The 16368-nt window shown below is 72.3% G+C and carries 15 protein-coding genes; 11 read left to right on the top strand and 4 right to left on the bottom strand.

What is annotated here, in order from left to right; genetic code table 11:
* Nucleotides 1–49: 49 nt before the first annotated feature.
* On the bottom strand, nucleotides 50–763 hold the full coding sequence (locus ACZ561_RS29580; protein ID WP_471000610.1) for a rhomboid family intramembrane serine protease: 714 nt from the start codon (nucleotides 761–763) through the stop codon (nucleotides 50–52).
* Between the two features lie 150 nt (nucleotides 764–913).
* On the opposite strand from ACZ561_RS29580, the gene ACZ561_RS29575 reads away from it, so the two are divergent.
* The 5 genes from ACZ561_RS29575 to ACZ561_RS29555 all read left to right on the top strand — a co-directional run bounded on the left by ACZ561_RS29575 (nucleotide 914) and on the right by ACZ561_RS29555 (nucleotide 6316).
* Entirely contained in the window at nucleotides 914–1156 is a 243-nt protein-coding gene (locus ACZ561_RS29575; RefSeq protein WP_260228851.1) for a hypothetical protein, read from the top strand.
* 34 nt (nucleotides 1157–1190) lie between these two features.
* Nucleotides 1191–2555: an NYN domain-containing protein gene (locus tag ACZ561_RS29570; protein WP_471000607.1), complete on the top strand. Its 1365-nt coding sequence runs from the start codon at nucleotides 1191–1193 to the stop codon at nucleotides 2553–2555.
* A 256-nt stretch (nucleotides 2556–2811) separates the two neighbouring features.
* Nucleotides 2812–3840 carry a C40 family peptidase gene (locus ACZ561_RS29565; protein WP_471000604.1) on the top strand — a complete coding sequence of 343 codons (1029 nt, stop codon included), beginning with the start codon at nucleotides 2812–2814 and terminating at the stop codon, nucleotides 3838–3840.
* Between the two features lie 186 nt (nucleotides 3841–4026).
* Complete coding sequence (locus ACZ561_RS29560; RefSeq protein WP_471000601.1) at nucleotides 4027–5046, top strand: C40 family peptidase; 1020 nt, start codon at nucleotides 4027–4029, stop codon at nucleotides 5044–5046.
* A gap of 73 nt (nucleotides 5047–5119) precedes the next feature.
* Nucleotides 5120–6316, top strand: coding sequence for a hypothetical protein (locus tag ACZ561_RS29555; RefSeq protein ID WP_471000598.1), 1197 nt, complete (start codon nucleotides 5120–5122; stop codon nucleotides 6314–6316).
* 59 nt (nucleotides 6317–6375) lie between these two features.
* Here ACZ561_RS29555 and ACZ561_RS29550 read toward each other — a convergent pair whose 3' ends face one another.
* On the bottom strand, nucleotides 6376–6906 hold the full coding sequence (locus ACZ561_RS29550; protein ID WP_471000595.1) for a PadR family transcriptional regulator: 531 nt from the start codon (nucleotides 6904–6906) through the stop codon (nucleotides 6376–6378).
* Between the two features lie 93 nt (nucleotides 6907–6999).
* Here ACZ561_RS29550 and ACZ561_RS29545 point away from each other — a divergent pair, with 93 nt between their 5' ends.
* Complete coding sequence (locus ACZ561_RS29545; protein ID WP_471000592.1) at nucleotides 7000–8346, top strand: MATE family efflux transporter; 1347 nt, start codon at nucleotides 7000–7002, stop codon at nucleotides 8344–8346.
* Here ACZ561_RS29545 and ACZ561_RS29540 read toward each other — a convergent pair.
* Nucleotides 8285–9547, bottom strand: coding sequence for a glycosyltransferase 87 family protein (locus tag ACZ561_RS29540; protein WP_471000589.1), 1263 nt, complete (start codon nucleotides 9545–9547; stop codon nucleotides 8285–8287). The genes ACZ561_RS29545 and ACZ561_RS29540 overlap by 62 nt on opposite strands.
* Before the next feature lie 92 nt (nucleotides 9548–9639).
* Here ACZ561_RS29540 and ACZ561_RS29535 point away from each other — a divergent pair, with 92 nt between their 5' ends.
* Nucleotides 9640–10782 carry a glycosyltransferase family 4 protein gene (locus ACZ561_RS29535; RefSeq protein ID WP_329121487.1) on the top strand — a complete coding sequence of 381 codons (1143 nt, stop codon included), beginning with the start codon at nucleotides 9640–9642 and terminating at the stop codon, nucleotides 10780–10782.
* Nucleotides 10783–10972: 190 nt separating this feature from the next.
* On the opposite strand, the gene ACZ561_RS29530 is transcribed toward ACZ561_RS29535, so the two are convergent.
* On the bottom strand, nucleotides 10973–12769 hold the full coding sequence (locus tag ACZ561_RS29530; RefSeq protein WP_471000586.1) for an AMP-dependent synthetase/ligase: 1797 nt from the start codon (nucleotides 12767–12769) through the stop codon (nucleotides 10973–10975).
* Nucleotides 12770–13026: 257 nt separating this feature from the next.
* On the opposite strand from ACZ561_RS29530, the gene ACZ561_RS29525 reads away from it, so the two are divergent.
* The 4 genes from ACZ561_RS29525 to ACZ561_RS29510 all read left to right on the top strand — a co-directional run bounded on the left by ACZ561_RS29525 (nucleotide 13027) and on the right by ACZ561_RS29510 (nucleotide 16331).
* The gene (locus tag ACZ561_RS29525) at nucleotides 13027–13794 is read left to right on the top strand and encodes a metallophosphoesterase family protein (RefSeq protein ID WP_471000583.1); all 768 of its coding nucleotides are present in this window, start codon (nucleotides 13027–13029) and stop codon (nucleotides 13792–13794) included.
* A gap of 100 nt (nucleotides 13795–13894) precedes the next feature.
* Complete coding sequence (locus ACZ561_RS29520; RefSeq protein ID WP_471000580.1) at nucleotides 13895–14338, top strand: SRPBCC family protein; 444 nt, start codon at nucleotides 13895–13897, stop codon at nucleotides 14336–14338.
* A 392-nt stretch (nucleotides 14339–14730) separates the two neighbouring features.
* Complete coding sequence (locus ACZ561_RS29515) at nucleotides 14731–15846, top strand: ArsA family ATPase (protein ID WP_471000577.1); 1116 nt, start codon at nucleotides 14731–14733, stop codon at nucleotides 15844–15846.
* 41 nt (nucleotides 15847–15887) lie between these two features.
* Nucleotides 15888–16331, top strand: a complete 444-nt coding sequence (locus ACZ561_RS29510; protein ID WP_471000574.1) for a DUF5304 domain-containing protein — start codon at nucleotides 15888–15890, stop codon at nucleotides 16329–16331.
* The last annotated feature ends 37 nt before the right edge of the window (nucleotides 16332–16368 follow it).

Raw genomic sequence — 16368 nt, 5'->3', positions numbered from 1 at the left:
CCTTCACTCTAGCCCGCCCGCCTCACGCCACCACCCTGCCGACGAGGCGCTACGCGCGCTGCACCCTTCCCCTGTAGCGCCCCCAGGCATAGAGGAAGCCGAAGGCGAAGCCCAGCACATGGGCCAGATAGGCAACCCCGGGCCCGGACCCGGCCGTCCGCGCCGCCAGCCACTGCAGCACGAACCAGAAGACCAGCACGATCCAGGCGGGGAAGCGCAGCGGCAGGAAGAAGAGGAACGGGAAGAGACTGGTCACCCGGGAGCGGGGGAAGAGGTGGAGGAACGCGCCGAGGACCCCGGAGATCGCCCCCGACGCCCCCACCAGCGTCTGCTCGCTGCTCGCGTACGCCGCCGCGTAGCCGAACAGGGCCAGATATCCGCAGCCGAGGTAGAAGAGAAGGAACGGGACGGCACCCATCCGCTCCTCGGCCATCGCGCCGAAGACGTACAGGAACAGCATGTTGCCCAGCAGATGGAGCCAGCTGCCGTGGACGAAGAGGGCGGTGAGCGGGGTGAGCAGGGTGCGTGGTTCGCCGCTCATCAGCTCGGCCGGCACGACTCCCCAGCGGTGGAAGTACGCGCTCTGCGCCGCGAGGGCCGCGTCCCCGGTCCCGTTTCCCGGATCGAGGCCGGACACCGGGCTGATCAGGAAGGTGAAACAGCAGACCGCGATGAGGCCGTACGTCACCGCCGGTCCGCCCCGGGCGCCTCGCCAGACGCCGAGGACCGCCTTCCGCCAGTCGGTCTGCCGCCGGTCGATCATGGACAGATCATTGCGTAACGGTGCTCAACTGGACAGAGTGCCTCGCCGCGACACGGGGTACCTGCGAGGCCGTAGGGTGACGGGCAGTACCTCCGCAGTTCGACGGCGCACCGCGGCACCCGCACTCGCATCATGAAAGAGGACGGCACGATGACGACGGTTCCCCTGCCGACCGCCGAGACCCGCTGGCGCTGCACGCTCTGCGGCAATCTGACCCGGTTCGACGTGACCCGCTCCTCCAAGGTCGTCGAGTACGTCCATCTGGACCTCGCGGGCGAACCGAAGGTCGAGGAGCGCGAGGTGGTCAGTGAGACCATCGAGTCGGTCCGCTGCCGCTGGTGCAACGCGGTGGATCAGATCGAACTCGTGGACAGGCCCGGCACCGCCTCCTGACGGAGCGGTGCGTATGACGATGGGGTGACGGATCGTGGAGCAGCCCGCGCACGGTGGTGAACCGGCCGGCGCGGCAGGTGACGCTGCCGAGACGCTCGACCGGCCGCTGCCCGACGGCGTACGGCGGAGGGTCGTCGCGCTGGTCTCGGACGCCTTCGGCGGGCTGACCGTCGCGGAGCTTCCGGCACCCCTGCGGCAGTACGCGCGGTTCACCGCCAGCAGGCGGGCCAAGTTCGCGGGCAACGCGATGGCCGCCGCACTGGAGGGCGACCCGCTCTTCCGGCAGCGGATCGGCGAGCGGTTCAAGGAGGCGCAGCCCGAGCTGGCCGGGGCCGTCGAGTCCGGCGCCCCGCCCGCCGCCGCCGACCCCGTCGACGTGGCCGCGGCCGCCTATGTCCTGCGCCCCGCCGGCTGGGTCAAGCTGGTCGCCGCCGCCGGTGAGGAGGCCCAGCGCGCGGACGCCGAGCGGGCCGACGAGGCAGGCCGGCGAGAGCTGGAGCGGCTGCGCGAGGAGGTCTCCACCGCCAAGGAGCGCGGCCGCGCGGAGACCGAGCAGTTGCGCACCGATCTGGAGGTGGCCCGCAAGGAAGCGGAATCGCTTCACCGCAAGCTGCGCAGCGCCCAGAGCGATGTGAAGCGCGGCGAGGCCGCCCTGCGTCGCACGCAGGCGGAGATCGACACCTTCCGGGCGGAGGCGGCGGCGCAGGTCTCGGCCGCCGAGAGCGAGACCCGGCGGCTCAAGGCCCGGCTCGGCGAGGTCGAGGCGGCCCTCGAGGCCAGCCGGCGGGCCGCCCGCGAGGGGCGCTCCGTGGAGGACATGCGGCTGCGCCTGCTGCTCGACACCGTGCTCGACGCCGCGCAGGGGCTGCGCCGCGAACTGGCCCTGCCGCCCGTCTCGATCCATCCCGCCGACACCGTCGACGCGGTGGAGCCCGGCCGGATGTCGCCGAAGGACATCGCGGCCCGGGCACTGTCCGAGACCGACCCCGCGCTCCTTGACCAGCTGCTCGCCCTGCCGCAGGCGCATCTGGTCGTGGACGGCTACAACGTCACCAAGACCGGCTATCCGACGATGCCGTTGGAGAAGCAGCGGCTGCGGCTGCTCGGCGGGCTCTCCGCGCTCGCGGCCCGCTCGGGCGCCGAGATCACCTGTGTCTTCGACGGGGCGGAGCTGGCGGCCCCGGTCCTGCTGGCCCCGCCGCGCGGGGTGCGGGTGCTGTTCTCCAAGCCGGGCGTCACCGCCGACGAGTTGATCCGTCAGCTGGTGCGTGCCGAGCCGCCGGGCCGGCCGGTCGTCGTGGTCTCCACCGACCGCGAGGTCGCCGACGGTGTGGCCAAGGCCGGCGCGCGGCCGGTCACGTCCGCATTGTTGCTGAAGCGGCTTTCGCGCACCTCGTGACACCTCATAACTCCTGGGTGTAATGCCCGAATTCTGGAGGGCGCACGGTCAAGTGGCCGCTACTGCCTGTGTGGTCTGTGGAAATAAAGTGCCGCGTGGGCGAGATTTTGCTCATGAGGATTTGAACTGATCACAACTTGGTCACTAGGGTCAGGCCTCGAACCTTCGCGCGGTTGATCATCCATCCGGGATGGCAGCGGAGGAACCGCCTGCCGCAGCCTGGTTGGGCGGCTCGAGGAAGAAGGAGATCGCCTTCGTGGCGTCCCACCGTCGTCCCAAGCAGCCGAGCCGCACCCGTGTGACCGTGCTCACCGCGACCGCCGCAGCGGCCGTCGCGCTCTCCGCCCAGACCGGCGCCCAGGCGGCTCCGAAGCCGAAGATCGACGACGTGAAGTCGAAGGTCGACAAGCTGCACCACGAGGCCGAGGAGGCCACGGAGCAGTACAACCTGGCCGAGGAGCGCCGGGGCAAGCTGCAGAAGGAGATCGGGGCCGTCCAGGACAAGGTGGCCCGCGGTCAGCAGGAGCTCAACACCCTGCGGGACAGCATCGGTTCGGTCGCCAGCGCGCAGTACCGCTCCGGTGGCATCGACCCGGCCCTCCAGCTCTTCCTCTCCTCCGACCCGGACACCTACCTCGACAAGGCGTCCGCGATCGACCAGCTCGGCGCCAAGCAGGCCGACGTGCTCCAGTCGATCCAGGCCAAGCAGCGGACCCTCGCCCAGCAGCGCGCCGAGGCGACGACGAAGCTCGCCGACCTCGAGGACGTCCGCAAGACCCTCGGCGAGAAGAAGAAGACCTTCCAGGGCAAGCTCGCCGAGGCGCAGAAGCTCCTCAACACCCTGACCGCCGCCGAGCGGGCCAAGATGCAGGAAGAGGAGCAGCGCGCCAGCCGCGCCGCCGGCGACCGCGTCGACCTCGGCAACGAGGTCCCGGCCTCCGCGCGTGGCCAGGCCGCGCTCAGCGCCGCCGCCACCCAGATCGGCAAGCCGTACGTCTCCGGCGCCGAGGGCCCCAACTCGTACGACTGCTCCGGTCTGACGCAGTGGGCCTACCGCCAGGCCGGCGTCACGCTCACCCGCACCACCTACACCCAGCAGAACGACGGTGTGAAGATCGGCCGCAGCGCGCTCAAGCCGGGCGACCTGGTCTTCTTCAACAGCCTGTCCCACGTGGGTCTGTACGCGGGCAACGGGCAGATCCTGCACGCCCCCAAGCCGGGCGCCTCGGTCCGCTACGAGTCGATGAGCTACATGGGCACCTTCCAGTTCGGCGTCCGTATCTGACGCATCCCGACATGACGCCCAATCGGGTGGTTCGTCGCATCCTTCGCTGACGTGACGCCCCGCCGGTGACCTGTGGTCTCCGGCGGGGCGTCACTTTGTGTGCCCGGCGCCTTCGTTGGACACGGAGTGATCACCGGCTACTGTCTGCCGCGCCAGTCTGGGTAACAGCCGAACGGAGCGCGATACGTGGCGTCCCACCGACGACCCGCGAGGGTCACCGTCCTGACCGCCGCCGCGGCCACCGCCGCCACGGCCTTCGGTGCCGTCCCCGCGAGCGCCGACCCGGGCGGCGCCCCGGAGGCCGCGACCAAGGCCACGGTCGACCGGCTCTTCGAGGAGGCCGAGCGGGCCACCGAGGGCTTCAACAAGGCCGACGAGCGGGCGGACACGCTGCGCAGGTCGGTCTCCCGGGCGCAGGACGGCCTGGCGCGTGGCCAGGAGCGGATCAACCGGATGAGGGGCGCGCTCGGTTCGGTCGCCGGAGCCCAGTACCGCTCCGGCGGCATCGACCCCGCCCTCGCGCTGCTGCTCTCCTCCGACCCCGACTCGTACCTCGACCGGGCCTCCGTGCTCGACCGGGTGGCCGCCCGGCAGGGCGTGGCGCTCGGCCAGCTCCAGGCCGAGCAGCGGAGGTTGACCCAGAAGCGGACGGAGGCCGGCCGGCTCCTCGCCGAACTGGAGCGCAGCCGGACCCAGGTCGCCCAGCACAAGCGCACCGTCGAGCGGAAGCTTGCCGAGGCCCGCCGGGTCCTGGCGTCCCTGAGCGCCGAGGACCGCGCGGAGTTCGACCAGGACGCCCGGGCCTCCCGTTCCGGCCGAGAGGAGGAGCTGCCGCCGCTCTCCGACCTTGGCCCGGCCTCCTCCCGTGCCGCCGCCGCGGTGATCGCTGCGCGCAGCGCGATCGGGATGCCCTATGTGTGGGGCGCGACCGGCCCGCGGGCCTTCGACTGCTCCGGCCTGATGGTGTGGTCCTACCGGCAGGCCGGGATCAGCCTGCCGCGGACCTCCTCCGCGCAGCGGTACGCCGGACGGCAGGTGCCGCTCTCGCAGGCGCAGCCCGGCGACCTCGTCACGTACCGCAGCGACGCCAGCCATGTCGGGATCTACGCGGGCAACGGGCAGGTGATCCACGCGCCCTACCCCGGGGCGCGGGTGCGCTACGACCCGGTCGGGATGATGTCCCACGTGACGGTGACGCGAGTCTGACCGTACGCCTGCGCGTACGTCTGCCCGTACGATCGATGGCGTGGCAGGTCAGGGGCATGGAGGGGCACGTCGGGTGGCAGTCGGTCTGCTGGCCGGCCTTCTGGCCCTCGCCGGGTGCGGGTTCCCCGAGCCTCCGGATCCCGCCCCCCAGGAGATCCAGACGCTCCTCGACCAGCACGCGCGGGCGCTGCTCACCCGGGACGAGGCGGCCTACGCGGTCACGCTCGACCCGAAGCGCGCCTCCGTCGCCCTGAAGGAGTTCGACCACCTGGCCGAGGTGCCACTGGCCTCGTGGGGCTACCGGCTCAAGGCCGTCGAGCGGCAGAGTGGGGACCGGGCGGGCGACGACCGGGCCACGGCCCGCGCCGACCTCACGTATCGGGTCGAGGGCTACGACTCCGGGCCCGTCACCACGGAGCGCGTCCTCGACCTGACCGAACGGGACGGCCGCTGGTACGTGACCGCCGAGCGGCCCGGAGAGGGCGCCGCCCAGCAGCTGTGGCAGCAGGGCGACGTGGAGGCGGTACGGGGCGCGCGCAGCCTCGTCCTCGGCGTCGGGCAGTCGGAGGAGCGTCTGAAGGCGATCGCGGCGGCGGCCGACCGGGCGGTGCCCGCGGTCTCGGCCGCCTGGTCCCCGCCCTGGGCCGGCCGGGTCGTCGTGCTCGTCCCCGCCTCCCTGGACGCCATGGGCGGCCTGCTCGGGGCGCCGGCGACCTCCTACCGGGGGATAGCGGCGGTCACGACCGGGGAGGTCGGCGGGGGGCCGGACGCCCCGGCGGACCGGGTGATCGTCAACCCCGAGGCGTACGGGGTCCTCGGCGAGTTCGGACAGCAGGTCGTCCTCACGCACGAGACCACCCACGTGGCCACCCGCACCGCCACCTCGGCGGCCACGCCCGTGTGGCTGTCGGAGGGCTTCGCCGACTGGGTCGCCTACCGGGGCACGGGCCGCACGGCCGCCCAGGCGGCCCCGGAGCTGCGTCGCGCGGTCCGGGCCGGCGACGTTCCGGCGGTGCTCCCGGACGACAAGGCCTTCGCCTTCGGCGGCGACGCGGAAGCACTGGCACGGGCGTACGAGGGCGGCTGGCTGGCCTGCGAGCTGATCGCCGAACGCTGGGGCGAGGCGAAGCTGACGGCCTTCTACCGCGCGGTGGGCGCCCACCCGGGTCGCGAGGGCGCGGTGGAGAAGGCGCTGACCGAGACCCTCGGCACGACCCCGGAGGAGTTCACGGCGGCCTGGCGAGGCTTTCTGCGGGACCGGCTGAGCTGACCGACGGGGACGCCGGCGCGGGTGTCAGGCCTCGGGTTCGGAGCCGCCCGCCCCGGGTGTCAGGCCTCGGGGTCCAGCTCCGCCAACGCCTCCGTCAGCCACTGCTTCTCGGCCGTGCCCGTCGCACGGGCGATGCGCAGCATGCCCTGGCGGAAGAGGTCCGGCTCCTCCTCGGCGCGCACCGGGGCGCCGTCCTTGTAGAAGAAGCTGGCGGGGGTGTTCAGGAAGGCCTGACGTCGGCGGAGGACGGCCGCCTGGGCCGCGCGGTCCGGGAGCAGGCCCAGGAAGGACAGCAGCGTGAAGAAGCGCTGGCCGTCGGTGATCTCGGCGTCCTTCGGATCGCGGAGGCGGGCGAACAGTTCCGCCCGGCCCTCGGCGGTCAGCGACAGCATCCGCCGCGGGGCCGCGCTCGTGCCCGGTTCCGTGCGGCGCTCGAGCAGCCCGGCCTTCACCATGCGGGTGATCGCCGGGTAGAGCGCGCCGTCGCTGACCGGGCGCACATGGCCGCTCAGCCCCTGGATGCGGTCCTTCAGCTCGTAACCGTGCAGCGGCTTCTCGTACAGGAAGCCGAGGATCGTCAGCTCCAGCACCCGCTCCTCCTTCGCGCTTGTCCCGGATCCCCAGCCATGCTACCTCTTATCGAGCTACCTCGAATCGATGTAGCTCGATAAGAGGGGGAGTCGATGACACATCGCCGCACACTGATCCGGCTCGCGTACCCCGTCTACGGAGAGCTCCTCGCCGCGGTCGCCGCCGGCATCATCGGCATGGTCTGGGTCGCGCGACTCGGCGGCGACGCCGTCGCGGCCGTCGCCGTCGCCACCAACGTCGAGAACGTCGCTCTCGGCATCGTGCTCATGGCCGGCTCCGGCACCACCGTCCTCGTCGCCCGCGCCCGAGGTGCCGAGGACCCCGGCGCCGTACGGGCAGCCGTCCGCGGCGGACGGCTGCTCGGCGCGCTGCTCGTCCCGCCCGTCGCCCTCGGCGGCTATCTGCTCCGCGAACCCCTCGCCGGGCTCGTCCTCGGCGGCGCCGACACTCCTGCGCGCGCCCTCGCCACCGGCTACCTCGCGATCTCGCTGCCCGGCACGGCCGTCTTCTTCGCCCTCACCGTCCTCGACGGCATCCTCAAGGGCGCGGGCGACACCCGCACACCGATGCGACTCGCCTTCCTCGCCAACGGACTGATCCTGGTCCTCGACCCACTGCTCATCCACGCGTACGGAGTGCGGGGCGCCGCCCTCGCCACCGTCGTCGGCCGCACGGTCGCCCTCGGCGCCGGACTCCTCGCCCTGCGCCGCAACCCGCTCCTGCGGGCCGCGCGGGCCGCCTCGCCCTCGGAGGGGACGGCCGCCGCCCTGCGCCGTACCGTCGCCACCGGGCTGCCCATGTCCGTCGACTTCGTCGTGCGGATGCTGGGGGCCCTCGCCCTCGTCGCCGTCGTGGCCCGGCTCGGTGTCACCCAGGTCGCCGCGTACGGCATCGCCACGAAGGCCATGTACGTCGCCACGATGGCGTTCTACGCCGTGCGCCAGGCCGCGGCCATCCACACCGCGCATCTGCTCGGGGCGGGCCGGGACGAGCGCCGGGCCGTCGGCCGACAGGCCCTGTTCCTCGGGGGAGTCATCGGTGCGGCCGCCGCCGCTCTGCTGTTCCTCGTTGCCGGCCCCGTCATGCGCGGTTTCGGCGCGGAGCCGGACGTGGTGGCCGCCGGCGCCCTCTTCCTGCGCTGCCTGGGGCCCCATCTGGTGCTGATGGCCGGGTTCATCGCCCTCGCCGGGGTCTTCGAGGGCAGCGGCGACAGCCCGCGGCTCGCCCGGATCACGGTCGCCGGCGTCCTGTTCCAGCTGCCTCTCGCGTATGTGCTCTCAGGCCTGGGGCTGCCCGGAATCTGCCTGGCCATGGGTCTCGCGACGGCGGCGCAGTGCGCGGCCCTCGCCGGCCTGATGCACCGCCGCACCCCGCCGCTCAGCCGACGGGCAGGCGCCTCGCACGCTCGGACTGCTGAACCGGAATCCTCGCCGGGGTGAGACGCGGCTCCGTCACCGTCTGCTGCCACAGGATGCGGCATGCCGAGACCGACGCGGCGACCAGGAGTCCGTTCCGTATCAGCAGCAGGCCGATGCCCAGCGGATCGCTGTCCGTCACATGGGAGAACCACACCGGGAACTCGAACTGCGTCACCGCCGTCGCCCACACCACCAGATGCGCCGGCCGCCGCATCCGGCTCGCCCGGTAGGCCAGGCACACGGCGGCCAGACCTATCAGCCAGATCATGTACTGGGGGCTTATCACCCGGCTCGTGGTGGTGAACAGCAGCACCGCCACGAACGCCACGTCCGCCGGAGTCGACGTCGTGAACGCGCGGGCCCGTATCCGCCACACCAGCAACCAGGCGAAGGCGGCGATGGTCAGGGCCATGGCCATCGAGGAGACCGTGGAGACGTACGGGCCGAGGAACTCGATCGAGCCGTAGTTCATCCGGGCCTCGCCCTCCCAGCCGATGTGCCGGGCGACATGGAAGAGCATCGCGCCCAGGGACTCGAGCTCCAGCCCCCGGTCGCGCTGGAAGGTCAGGAAGGCCAGCGCCCCCGGCGCCGCGAGCACGCACAGAAGCAGCAGCCCGGCCGCCGCGCCCGCGGCCGTCGACCACGAGCGGAAGGTGGCGCGGCCGCGCGGGGTGCCGGCGAGCAGCAGCGCCGGCCAGACCTTCAGCATCGCCCCGAAGCCGGCCAGCGCGCCGAGCACCCGGGGGCGGGAGAGCCCCGCGAGGAGCGCGGCCACGGCGACGGCGGTGACCATGAGGTCGTACCGGGCGTACGCGGTCGGGCCGAGCAGCGGCACGCCCGCGATCCAGATCCACGCGCCGTGCGGGCTGCGGCCCCGCCGCTTCCCCGCGTACATCAGCAGCCCGAAGACGAGCGCGTCGCAGAGGAACGCGAGCACGAAGAAGGCGGCGGAGTACTCCAGGAACGGCAGCAGGGCGGGGGCGAGGATCGCCAGGGCGGCGAGCGGCGGGTACTGCCAGGTCACGTCGTCCAGCGGATACGTGCCGGTCTTCAGGACCTCGTACCAGCCCTGGTAGATCTGCTCGATGTCGCTCGTGACGTCCGGCCCGGGGACGGTGACGACCTTGAAGACACAGAGGAGCAGGATGATCCGGGTGAGTCCCCAGATGAGGACGGGGTTTCTTCTCGCGCGCTCGGCAGCCGTACCCAGTACGCCCGTCATTCCTACCTCGTCCATTCCAGTCGGTCGGTCGGTCCGCGCCTGCGGAGGGTGTGTTGCCGGGCGGGGGGTGCGGTCACGTACATTCGGCGACGATGCACAAGACCCTGATCGTAACCAACGACTTCCCGCCCCGGCCCGGCGGAATCCAGGCGTTCCTGCACAACATGGCGCTGCGTCTGGATCCCGAGCGGATCGTGGTCTACGCCTCCACGTGGAAGCGCAGCCGCGAGGGGATCGAGGCGACCGCCGCGTTCGACGCGGAGCAGCCTTTCACGGTGGTGCGGGACAGCACCACCATGCTGTTGCCCACACCTCGCGTCACCGCGCGGGCGACCGCGCTGCTGCGTGAGCACGGCTGCGAATCCGTGTGGTTCGGGGCGGCGGCGCCGCTCGGCCTGATGGCCCCCGCGCTGCGTCGCGCGGGTGCGCGGCGGCTCGTCGCGACGACGCACGGACACGAGGCGGGGTGGGCCCAGCTCCCGGCCGCGCGACAGCTCCTGCGCCGTATCGGCGAGGGCACGGACACCCTCACCTATCTCGGCGAGTACACGCGCTCGCGGATCGCGGCGGCGCTGACGCCCGAGGCGGCAGCGCGCATGGTGCAGCTCCCGCCGGGCGTGGACGAGAAGACCTTCCACCCGGGCTCGGGCGGCGAGGCGGTACGGGAGCGCCTCGGGCTCAGCGACCGGCCCGTGGTCGTGTGCGTCTCGCGGCTCGTGCCGCGCAAGGGCCAGGACACGCTGATCCGGGCCATGCCCGAGATCCTGCGGCGGGTGCCGGACGCGGTGCTGCTGATCGTCGGCGGCGGCCCTTACGAGAAGGACCTCAAGTCGCTCGCGGCGACGACCGGGGTGGCCGGTTCCGTACGTTTCACGGGCGCGGTGCCGTGGGAGGAGCTGCCGGCCCACTACGGCGCCGGCGACGTCTTCGCCATGCCCTGCCGCACCCGCCGCGGCGGCCTCGACGTCGAGGGTCTCGGCATCGTCTACCTGGAGGCCTCGGCCACCGGCCTCCCGGTCGTCGCCGGCGACTCGGGCGGCGCCCCGGACGCGGTCCTGGACGGCGAAACGGGCTGGGTCGTCCGAGGCGACGCCCCCGAGGAGTCCGCGGACCGCATCGCGACCCTCCTCCTCGACCCCGCCCTGCGCGCCCGCATGGGCGAGCGAGGCCGCGCCTGGGTCGAGGACCGCTGGCGCTGGGACCTGCTCGCGGAGCGCCTGAAGGAACTGCTGTAGGACCGGGTCCCTGCCGGGCGTCGCCCGCGCGGCCCCCGGCCCGGTACGCCCGCGGCGGGGAGCCGCCGCCTTCGGGGTGGGGCGACGTCGTCCCCACACGCCGGCCGGCCCAGGCCCCGCACACGGAGACGGGCCCCGCGGGACGCCGAACGGCGTCCCGCGGGGCCCGTCGTGGTTCGGGCACCCGTGCCTACGGGCGGTAGATCGCCTCGATCTCGTCCGCGAAGTCCTTCGCCACCACGTTGCGCTTCAGCTTCAGCGACGGCGTGATGTGGCCCGCCTCCTCGGTGAACTGGGAGTTCAGGATCCGGAACTTCCGTACCGACTCGGCCTTGGACACGGCCGCGTTGCCGTCGTCCACCGCCCGCTGGATCTCCGCGAGCAGCTCCGCGTCGTCGCGCAGCGACGCCGCCGTCGAGTCCGCCGGCTTGCCGTGCTCGCTCGCCCAGCGGCCGAGGAACTCCTCGTCCAGGGTGACCAGCGCGCCCACGAACGGACGCCCGTCGCCGACGACCATGCACTCGGCGACCAGCGCGTGCGCACGGATCCGGTCCTCGATGACCGCCGGGGCGACGTTCTTGCCGCCCGCCGTCACCAGGATCTCCTTCTTCCGTCCGGTGATCGCGAGGTAGCCGTCCTCGTCGAGCGTGCCGATGTCACCGGTGTGGAACCAGCCGTCGGCCAGAGCCTCTGCCGTCGCGGCCTCGTTCTTCCAGTAGCCGGTGAAGATGTGCTCGCCGTGCAGCAACACCTCGCCGTCGTCGGCGATCCGCACCACCGAGCCCGGCAGGGGCTGACCCACCGTGCCGATCTTCTGCCGGTCCCACGGGTTGAACGCCGTCGCCGCGCAGGACTCCGTCAGGCCGTAGCCCTCCAGGACGGTGAAGCCGATGCCGCGGTAGAAGTGACCGAGTCGCTCGCCCAACGGCGCTCCGCCGGAGATGGCGTACTCACCACGCCCGCCCAGCACCGCCCGCAGCTTGCTGTAGACGAGCTTGTCGAAGACCTTGTGCTTGATCTTCAGACCGAGCGATGCGCCCTGCGGGGTGCTGGTGGCCCGGCTCCAGGCGATCGCCGTGTGCGCGGCCTTGTCGAAGATCTTGCCCTTGCCGTCCGCCTGGGCCTTCGCGCGCGCCGAGTTGTAGACCTTCTCGAAGACGCGCGGCACGCCGAGGATCAGCGTGGGCCGGAACGTGGCCAGCTCGTCGGTGAGGTTCTTGATGTCCGGCAGGCAGCCGAGCTTGATCGGCGCCATGACCGCCGCGAGCTCCACCATGCGGCCGAAGACGTGGGCGGCCGGCAGGAAGAGCATCACGGAGCTCTCGCCGGTCCGGAAGAGCGGCTTCAGTCGCTCGACCAGGTTGCCGCACTCCGCGAAGAACGCGCGGTGCGTCAGCACGCAGCCCTTGGGGCGGCCGGTGGTGCCCGAGGTGTAGACGATCGTCGCCGGGTCGTCCGCGTGCGCCGACGACATCCGCTCGTCGAGCAGTTCGTCGGAGACGTCCGCACCGGTGGCGGTGAGTTGGGCGACGGCGTCGGCCTCGATCTGCAAGACGCCCTTCAGCGCCGGCAGGTTCGACCGGACCGACTCCACCGACTCCTGGTGGGCGGAGGACTCGACGAGGGCGAGCGAGGCGCCCGAGTCGCCGAGGATCCACTGGATCTGCTCCGGCGAACTCGTCTCGTACACCGGCACCGTCACGGCGCCCGCGCTCCAGATCGCGAAGTCGAGGAGTACCCACTCGTACCGCGTTCTGGAAAGCAGCGCCACCCGGTCGCCCGGCTCCACGCCGGCGGCGATCAGCCCCTTCGCAGCCCCGCGGACCTCGGCGAGGAACTGCTTGGCGGTGACGTCCGTCCAGACGCCGGCCACCTTGCGTCCCATGACGGCGGTGTCTGGGTGCTGAGACGCGTTGCGGCGGATGAGATCCGTCAGATTGCCGTCCGAGGGGACCTCGTACAGGGCCGGAAGGCTGAACTCGCGCAAGACTGCTGCTCCTCATCGGGCGCCGGCGCCACGGCTCTGTGTGAATGCACCGGTGCGGTCCAAGATCGGGCAGGTGCTCAGTGGGGGTGAGCACAACTGGACTGCCCGGACGTTACCCATCAGTACTCGGTTCCCGATAGGGGGGTCTGGCCAGATGTTCGGTGCATCACACAGTAGTGGCCGTGCTTCGCGCACAGTAATCCACAGCTTTCCGGACTCGGAAGTAACCGCAGGTCCGACGCCCTACGCTGAACCGCATGAGGATCAACGTGGTCAGTGACGTGCACGGGAACGCAGGTGCCCTCCTCAAGGCGGGGGAGGGCGCGGACGCCGTCGTCTGTCTCGGCGACCTGGTGCTCTTCCTCGACTATGCCGACCACAGTCGCGGCATCTTCCCCGACCTCTTCGGCGTGGAGAACGCCGACCTGATCGTCGAACTGCGCACCGCGCGCCGCTTCGACGAAGCTCGTGACCTGGGACGACGCCTCTGGTCCGAACTGGCCGTCGACCGGAACACGGCGATCGAGTCCGCGGTGCGGCGCCAGTACGAGGAACTGTTCGCGGCCTTCCCGACCCCCACCTACGCGACCTATGGAAATGTCGACATCCCGGGGCTGTGGAACGAGTACGCCCGGCCGGGGACCACGGTCCTCGACGGCGAGCGGATCGAGCTCGACGGGCTGGTCTTCGGCTTCGTCGGCGGCGGACTGCGCACCCCGATGCGGACGCCGTACGAGATCTCCGACGAGGAGTACGCGGCGAAGGTGGAGGCGCTCGGCGAGGTCGACGTGCTGTGCAGTCACATTCCGCCGGACGTCCCCGAGCTGACCTACGACACGGTCGCGCGCCGCTTCGAACGCGGCAGCCGAGCCCTGCTCGACGCGATCCGGCGCACGCGGCCGCGGTACGCCCTCTTCGGCCACGTCCACCAGCCGCTGGCGCGCCGGATGCGGGTCGGGGCCACGGAATGCGTGAACGTCGGCCACTTCGCGGCGACGGGCAGGCCGTGGACGCTGGAGTGGTGACGGGCCTTCGGTGACGGCGCGATAGCCTTCGGTCGGCACGGTTCGTGCCCTTCGATTTCTTCGAGTTCTCGCCGGACCGCACAGTGGAGGAGCCACAGCGATGGCCGAACACACCAGCTCGAGCATCACCATCGAGGCAGCGCCGGCCGATGTCATGGGCGTGATCGCCGACTTCGCCCGCTACCCCGAGTGGACGGGCGAGGTGAAGGAGGCCGAGGTCCTGGAGAAGGACGAGGCCGGCCGCGCGGAGAAGGTGCGGCTGCTGCTCGACGCGGGCGCGATCAAGGACGACCACACGCTGGCGTACACCTGGACCGGCGACAACGAGGTCTCCTGGACGCTGGTCAAGTCCCAGATGCTCCGCTCCCTGGACGGCTCGTACCGCCTGGCCCCGGCGGGCGGCGGGACGCGCACCGAGGTGACGTACCAGCTGACGGTGGACGTCAAGATCCCGATGCTGGGCATGATCAAGCGCAAGGCGGAGAAGGTCATCATCGACCGGGCGTTGGCGGGCCTGAAGAAGCGGGTGGAATCGGGGGCGTAGCCGCGGGGGCGGCGCCTGCGCGACCGCGTCGTTCGGGCCCCGGCGCCTGCTGGGGCGGCGCCCGCCATCTCACCGGTTGTGTGCACCCGCGCCGCTGGGGCGGTGTCCGCCCGTCCCACCGGTGGTGGGCAACTGTTCCGCCGGGGCGGGCCCACCCGCGCCTTACCCCTCCCACCCCCGTTGTGGGCATTCGTTCCGCTGGGCTGGGGGTCCCCCCAGACTCCGTCCGGGGGGGACCCCCAGCCCAGCGGAACGCCTGCCCACAACCCGGCGGACCCGTTGCGGATGGGCACAAGCTGCGTGCGTGGGGGCTGCTGGTCGGCACTGCCCTGCAGGGCGGATGTCCATGACGCCGTGAGGGCGGGGAGCCGTGGGCGGTAACGTTCCGTCGTATGGGGATCTTGCTCGTCACCGGGACCGGCGGCGCCGGTCGTACCACCGTCGCTTCCGCCACCGCGCTCGCCGAGGCGCAGGCCGGCCGGCGAGTCCTCCTCGTGTCCGGCGACGCCGACGAGACGCCCGGCGTGGAGCTCCTCCGCCCCGCCCCCGCCGCCGACTTCCGCCGCGAGTTCCTCGCCCTGCAGGCCCGCTCCGGCGCCGCCCTCGACCTCCTCGGTGCCGCCCCCTTCGAGGACGCCGAGCTCACCGAACTCCCCGGCAGTCACCAGTTCGCCCTGCTCCGCGCCCTGCGCGACGCCGCCGGCGGCGACTGGGACCTCGTCGTCGTCGACCTGCCCCCGCTGCTCGAAGCCCTCGCCCTCCTCGCGCTGCCCGAGCAGCTGCGCCGCTACCTCCGCCGCCTCCTGCCCCCCGAGCGGCAGGCCGCCCGCGCCCTGCGCCCCATGCTGGCCCAGCTCGCCGGCGTCCCCATGCCCGCCCAGTGGCTGTACGCGACGACGGCCCGCTGGGAGGCCGAGCTCGCCGCCGTCCAGGCCGTCGTCGACGACCCCACCACCGCCGTCCGCCTCGTCGTCGAGCCGGGACCCGCCGCCACCGTCGCCCTGTGCACCGCCCGCCTGGGCCTCGCGCTCCACCGCCTCGCCCTCGACACCGTGATCGCCAACAAGCTGCTCCCGGCCGACTCGCCCGACCCCTGGCTCGCCGGGTTGACCGCCCAGCAGCACGAGCACCTGGACCGGCTCCGTACCTCCCACGACGGGGCCGTGCACGCGCTCCCGCACCTCGGCCGGGACCTGCGCGGCCCCGAGGACCTCGCCCTGCTCGCGGTCGACGCCAAACCCGCACCCGTCCCCGAGTGGACCGTCGAGGACCGCAGGGACGACGACGGCATCCTCGTCTGGCACATCCCCCTGCCCGGCGCCGTCAAGGGCGAGCTCTCCCTCGTCCGCCGCGGGGACGAACTTCTCCTCGCCGTCGGCCCGTTCCGCCGCAACGTCCCGCTGCCGCCCGCCCTGCGCCGCTGCACGGTCGCCGGCGCCGGGCTCGTCGACGGCGATCTGAGGGTCCGCTTCGCACCGGACGCCGGTCTCTGGCCCCGGACGTCCTGAGGCCGTGTACCGTCGACGGTATAAGCCGTAAGGAGTACGCCATGAGCGATTCGGATGCCTGGGCCAAGGCGTGCGCCGAGGACCTGGAGGCCGAGAAGGCGCGCCGCCGCGCCGAGGCCGGCGCGGAGCCAGGCTCGGCCGCCGAGGAGTTCCGCAAGCTCTTCGACGCCGTCGCCGACAAGGTCTCCTCGATGCGGAACCCGCTGATGGGCATGGCAGCCCAGGGCACCGTGCAGCAGCTGGTCAACCAGGCGAAGGCGGCCGTCGAGCCCGTCATCGAGCGCAACCCGCAGGTCTTCGACCACCTCGCCGCCGCCGGCAACGAACTGCTGGCCGCCTACCGCTCGGCGGTCGAGGGCCACGAGACGCGCTGGACCCGCGACGAGCCGCACGACCCGCGCAAGGAATCCCGGCCGGACCGGCCCGAGGACTCCAAGAAGGACGACGACGGGCCCGGAACCGGGCAGCACATCGACCTGGACTGATCAGTACGGTCGCCCCCCTCGGGTACGGTTGGCCTTA

This window comes from Streptomyces sp. NPDC039609 (assembly GCF_055596705.1).
The sequence above is the reverse complement of the archived record's forward strand: the minus strand, read 5'-3'. Positions and strand labels throughout refer to the sequence as shown.

What these genes read in the sequence shown, in the direction of transcription:
- ACZ561_RS29580 (WP_471000610.1), bottom strand. Translation starts at nt 763, where the DNA reads ATGATCGACCGGCGGCAGACCGACTGGCGGAAGGCGGTCCTCGGCGTC.
- ACZ561_RS29575 (WP_260228851.1), top strand. Translation starts at nt 914, where the DNA reads ATGACGACGGTTCCCCTGCCGACCGCCGAGACCCGCTGGCGCTGCACG.
- ACZ561_RS29545 (WP_471000592.1), top strand. Translation starts at nt 7,000, where the DNA reads ATGACACATCGCCGCACACTGATCCGGCTCGCGTACCCCGTCTACGGA.
- ACZ561_RS29540 (WP_471000589.1), bottom strand. Translation starts at nt 9,547, where the DNA reads ATGACGGGCGTACTGGGTACGGCTGCCGAGCGCGCGAGAAGAAACCCC.
- ACZ561_RS29535 (WP_329121487.1), top strand. Translation starts at nt 9,640, where the DNA reads ATGCACAAGACCCTGATCGTAACCAACGACTTCCCGCCCCGGCCCGGC.
- ACZ561_RS29525 (WP_471000583.1), top strand. Translation starts at nt 13,027, where the DNA reads ATGAGGATCAACGTGGTCAGTGACGTGCACGGGAACGCAGGTGCCCTC.
- ACZ561_RS29520 (WP_471000580.1), top strand. Translation starts at nt 13,895, where the DNA reads ATGGCCGAACACACCAGCTCGAGCATCACCATCGAGGCAGCGCCGGCC.
- ACZ561_RS29515 (WP_471000577.1), top strand. Translation starts at nt 14,731, where the DNA reads ATGGGGATCTTGCTCGTCACCGGGACCGGCGGCGCCGGTCGTACCACC.
- ACZ561_RS29510 (WP_471000574.1), top strand. Translation starts at nt 15,888, where the DNA reads ATGAGCGATTCGGATGCCTGGGCCAAGGCGTGCGCCGAGGACCTGGAG.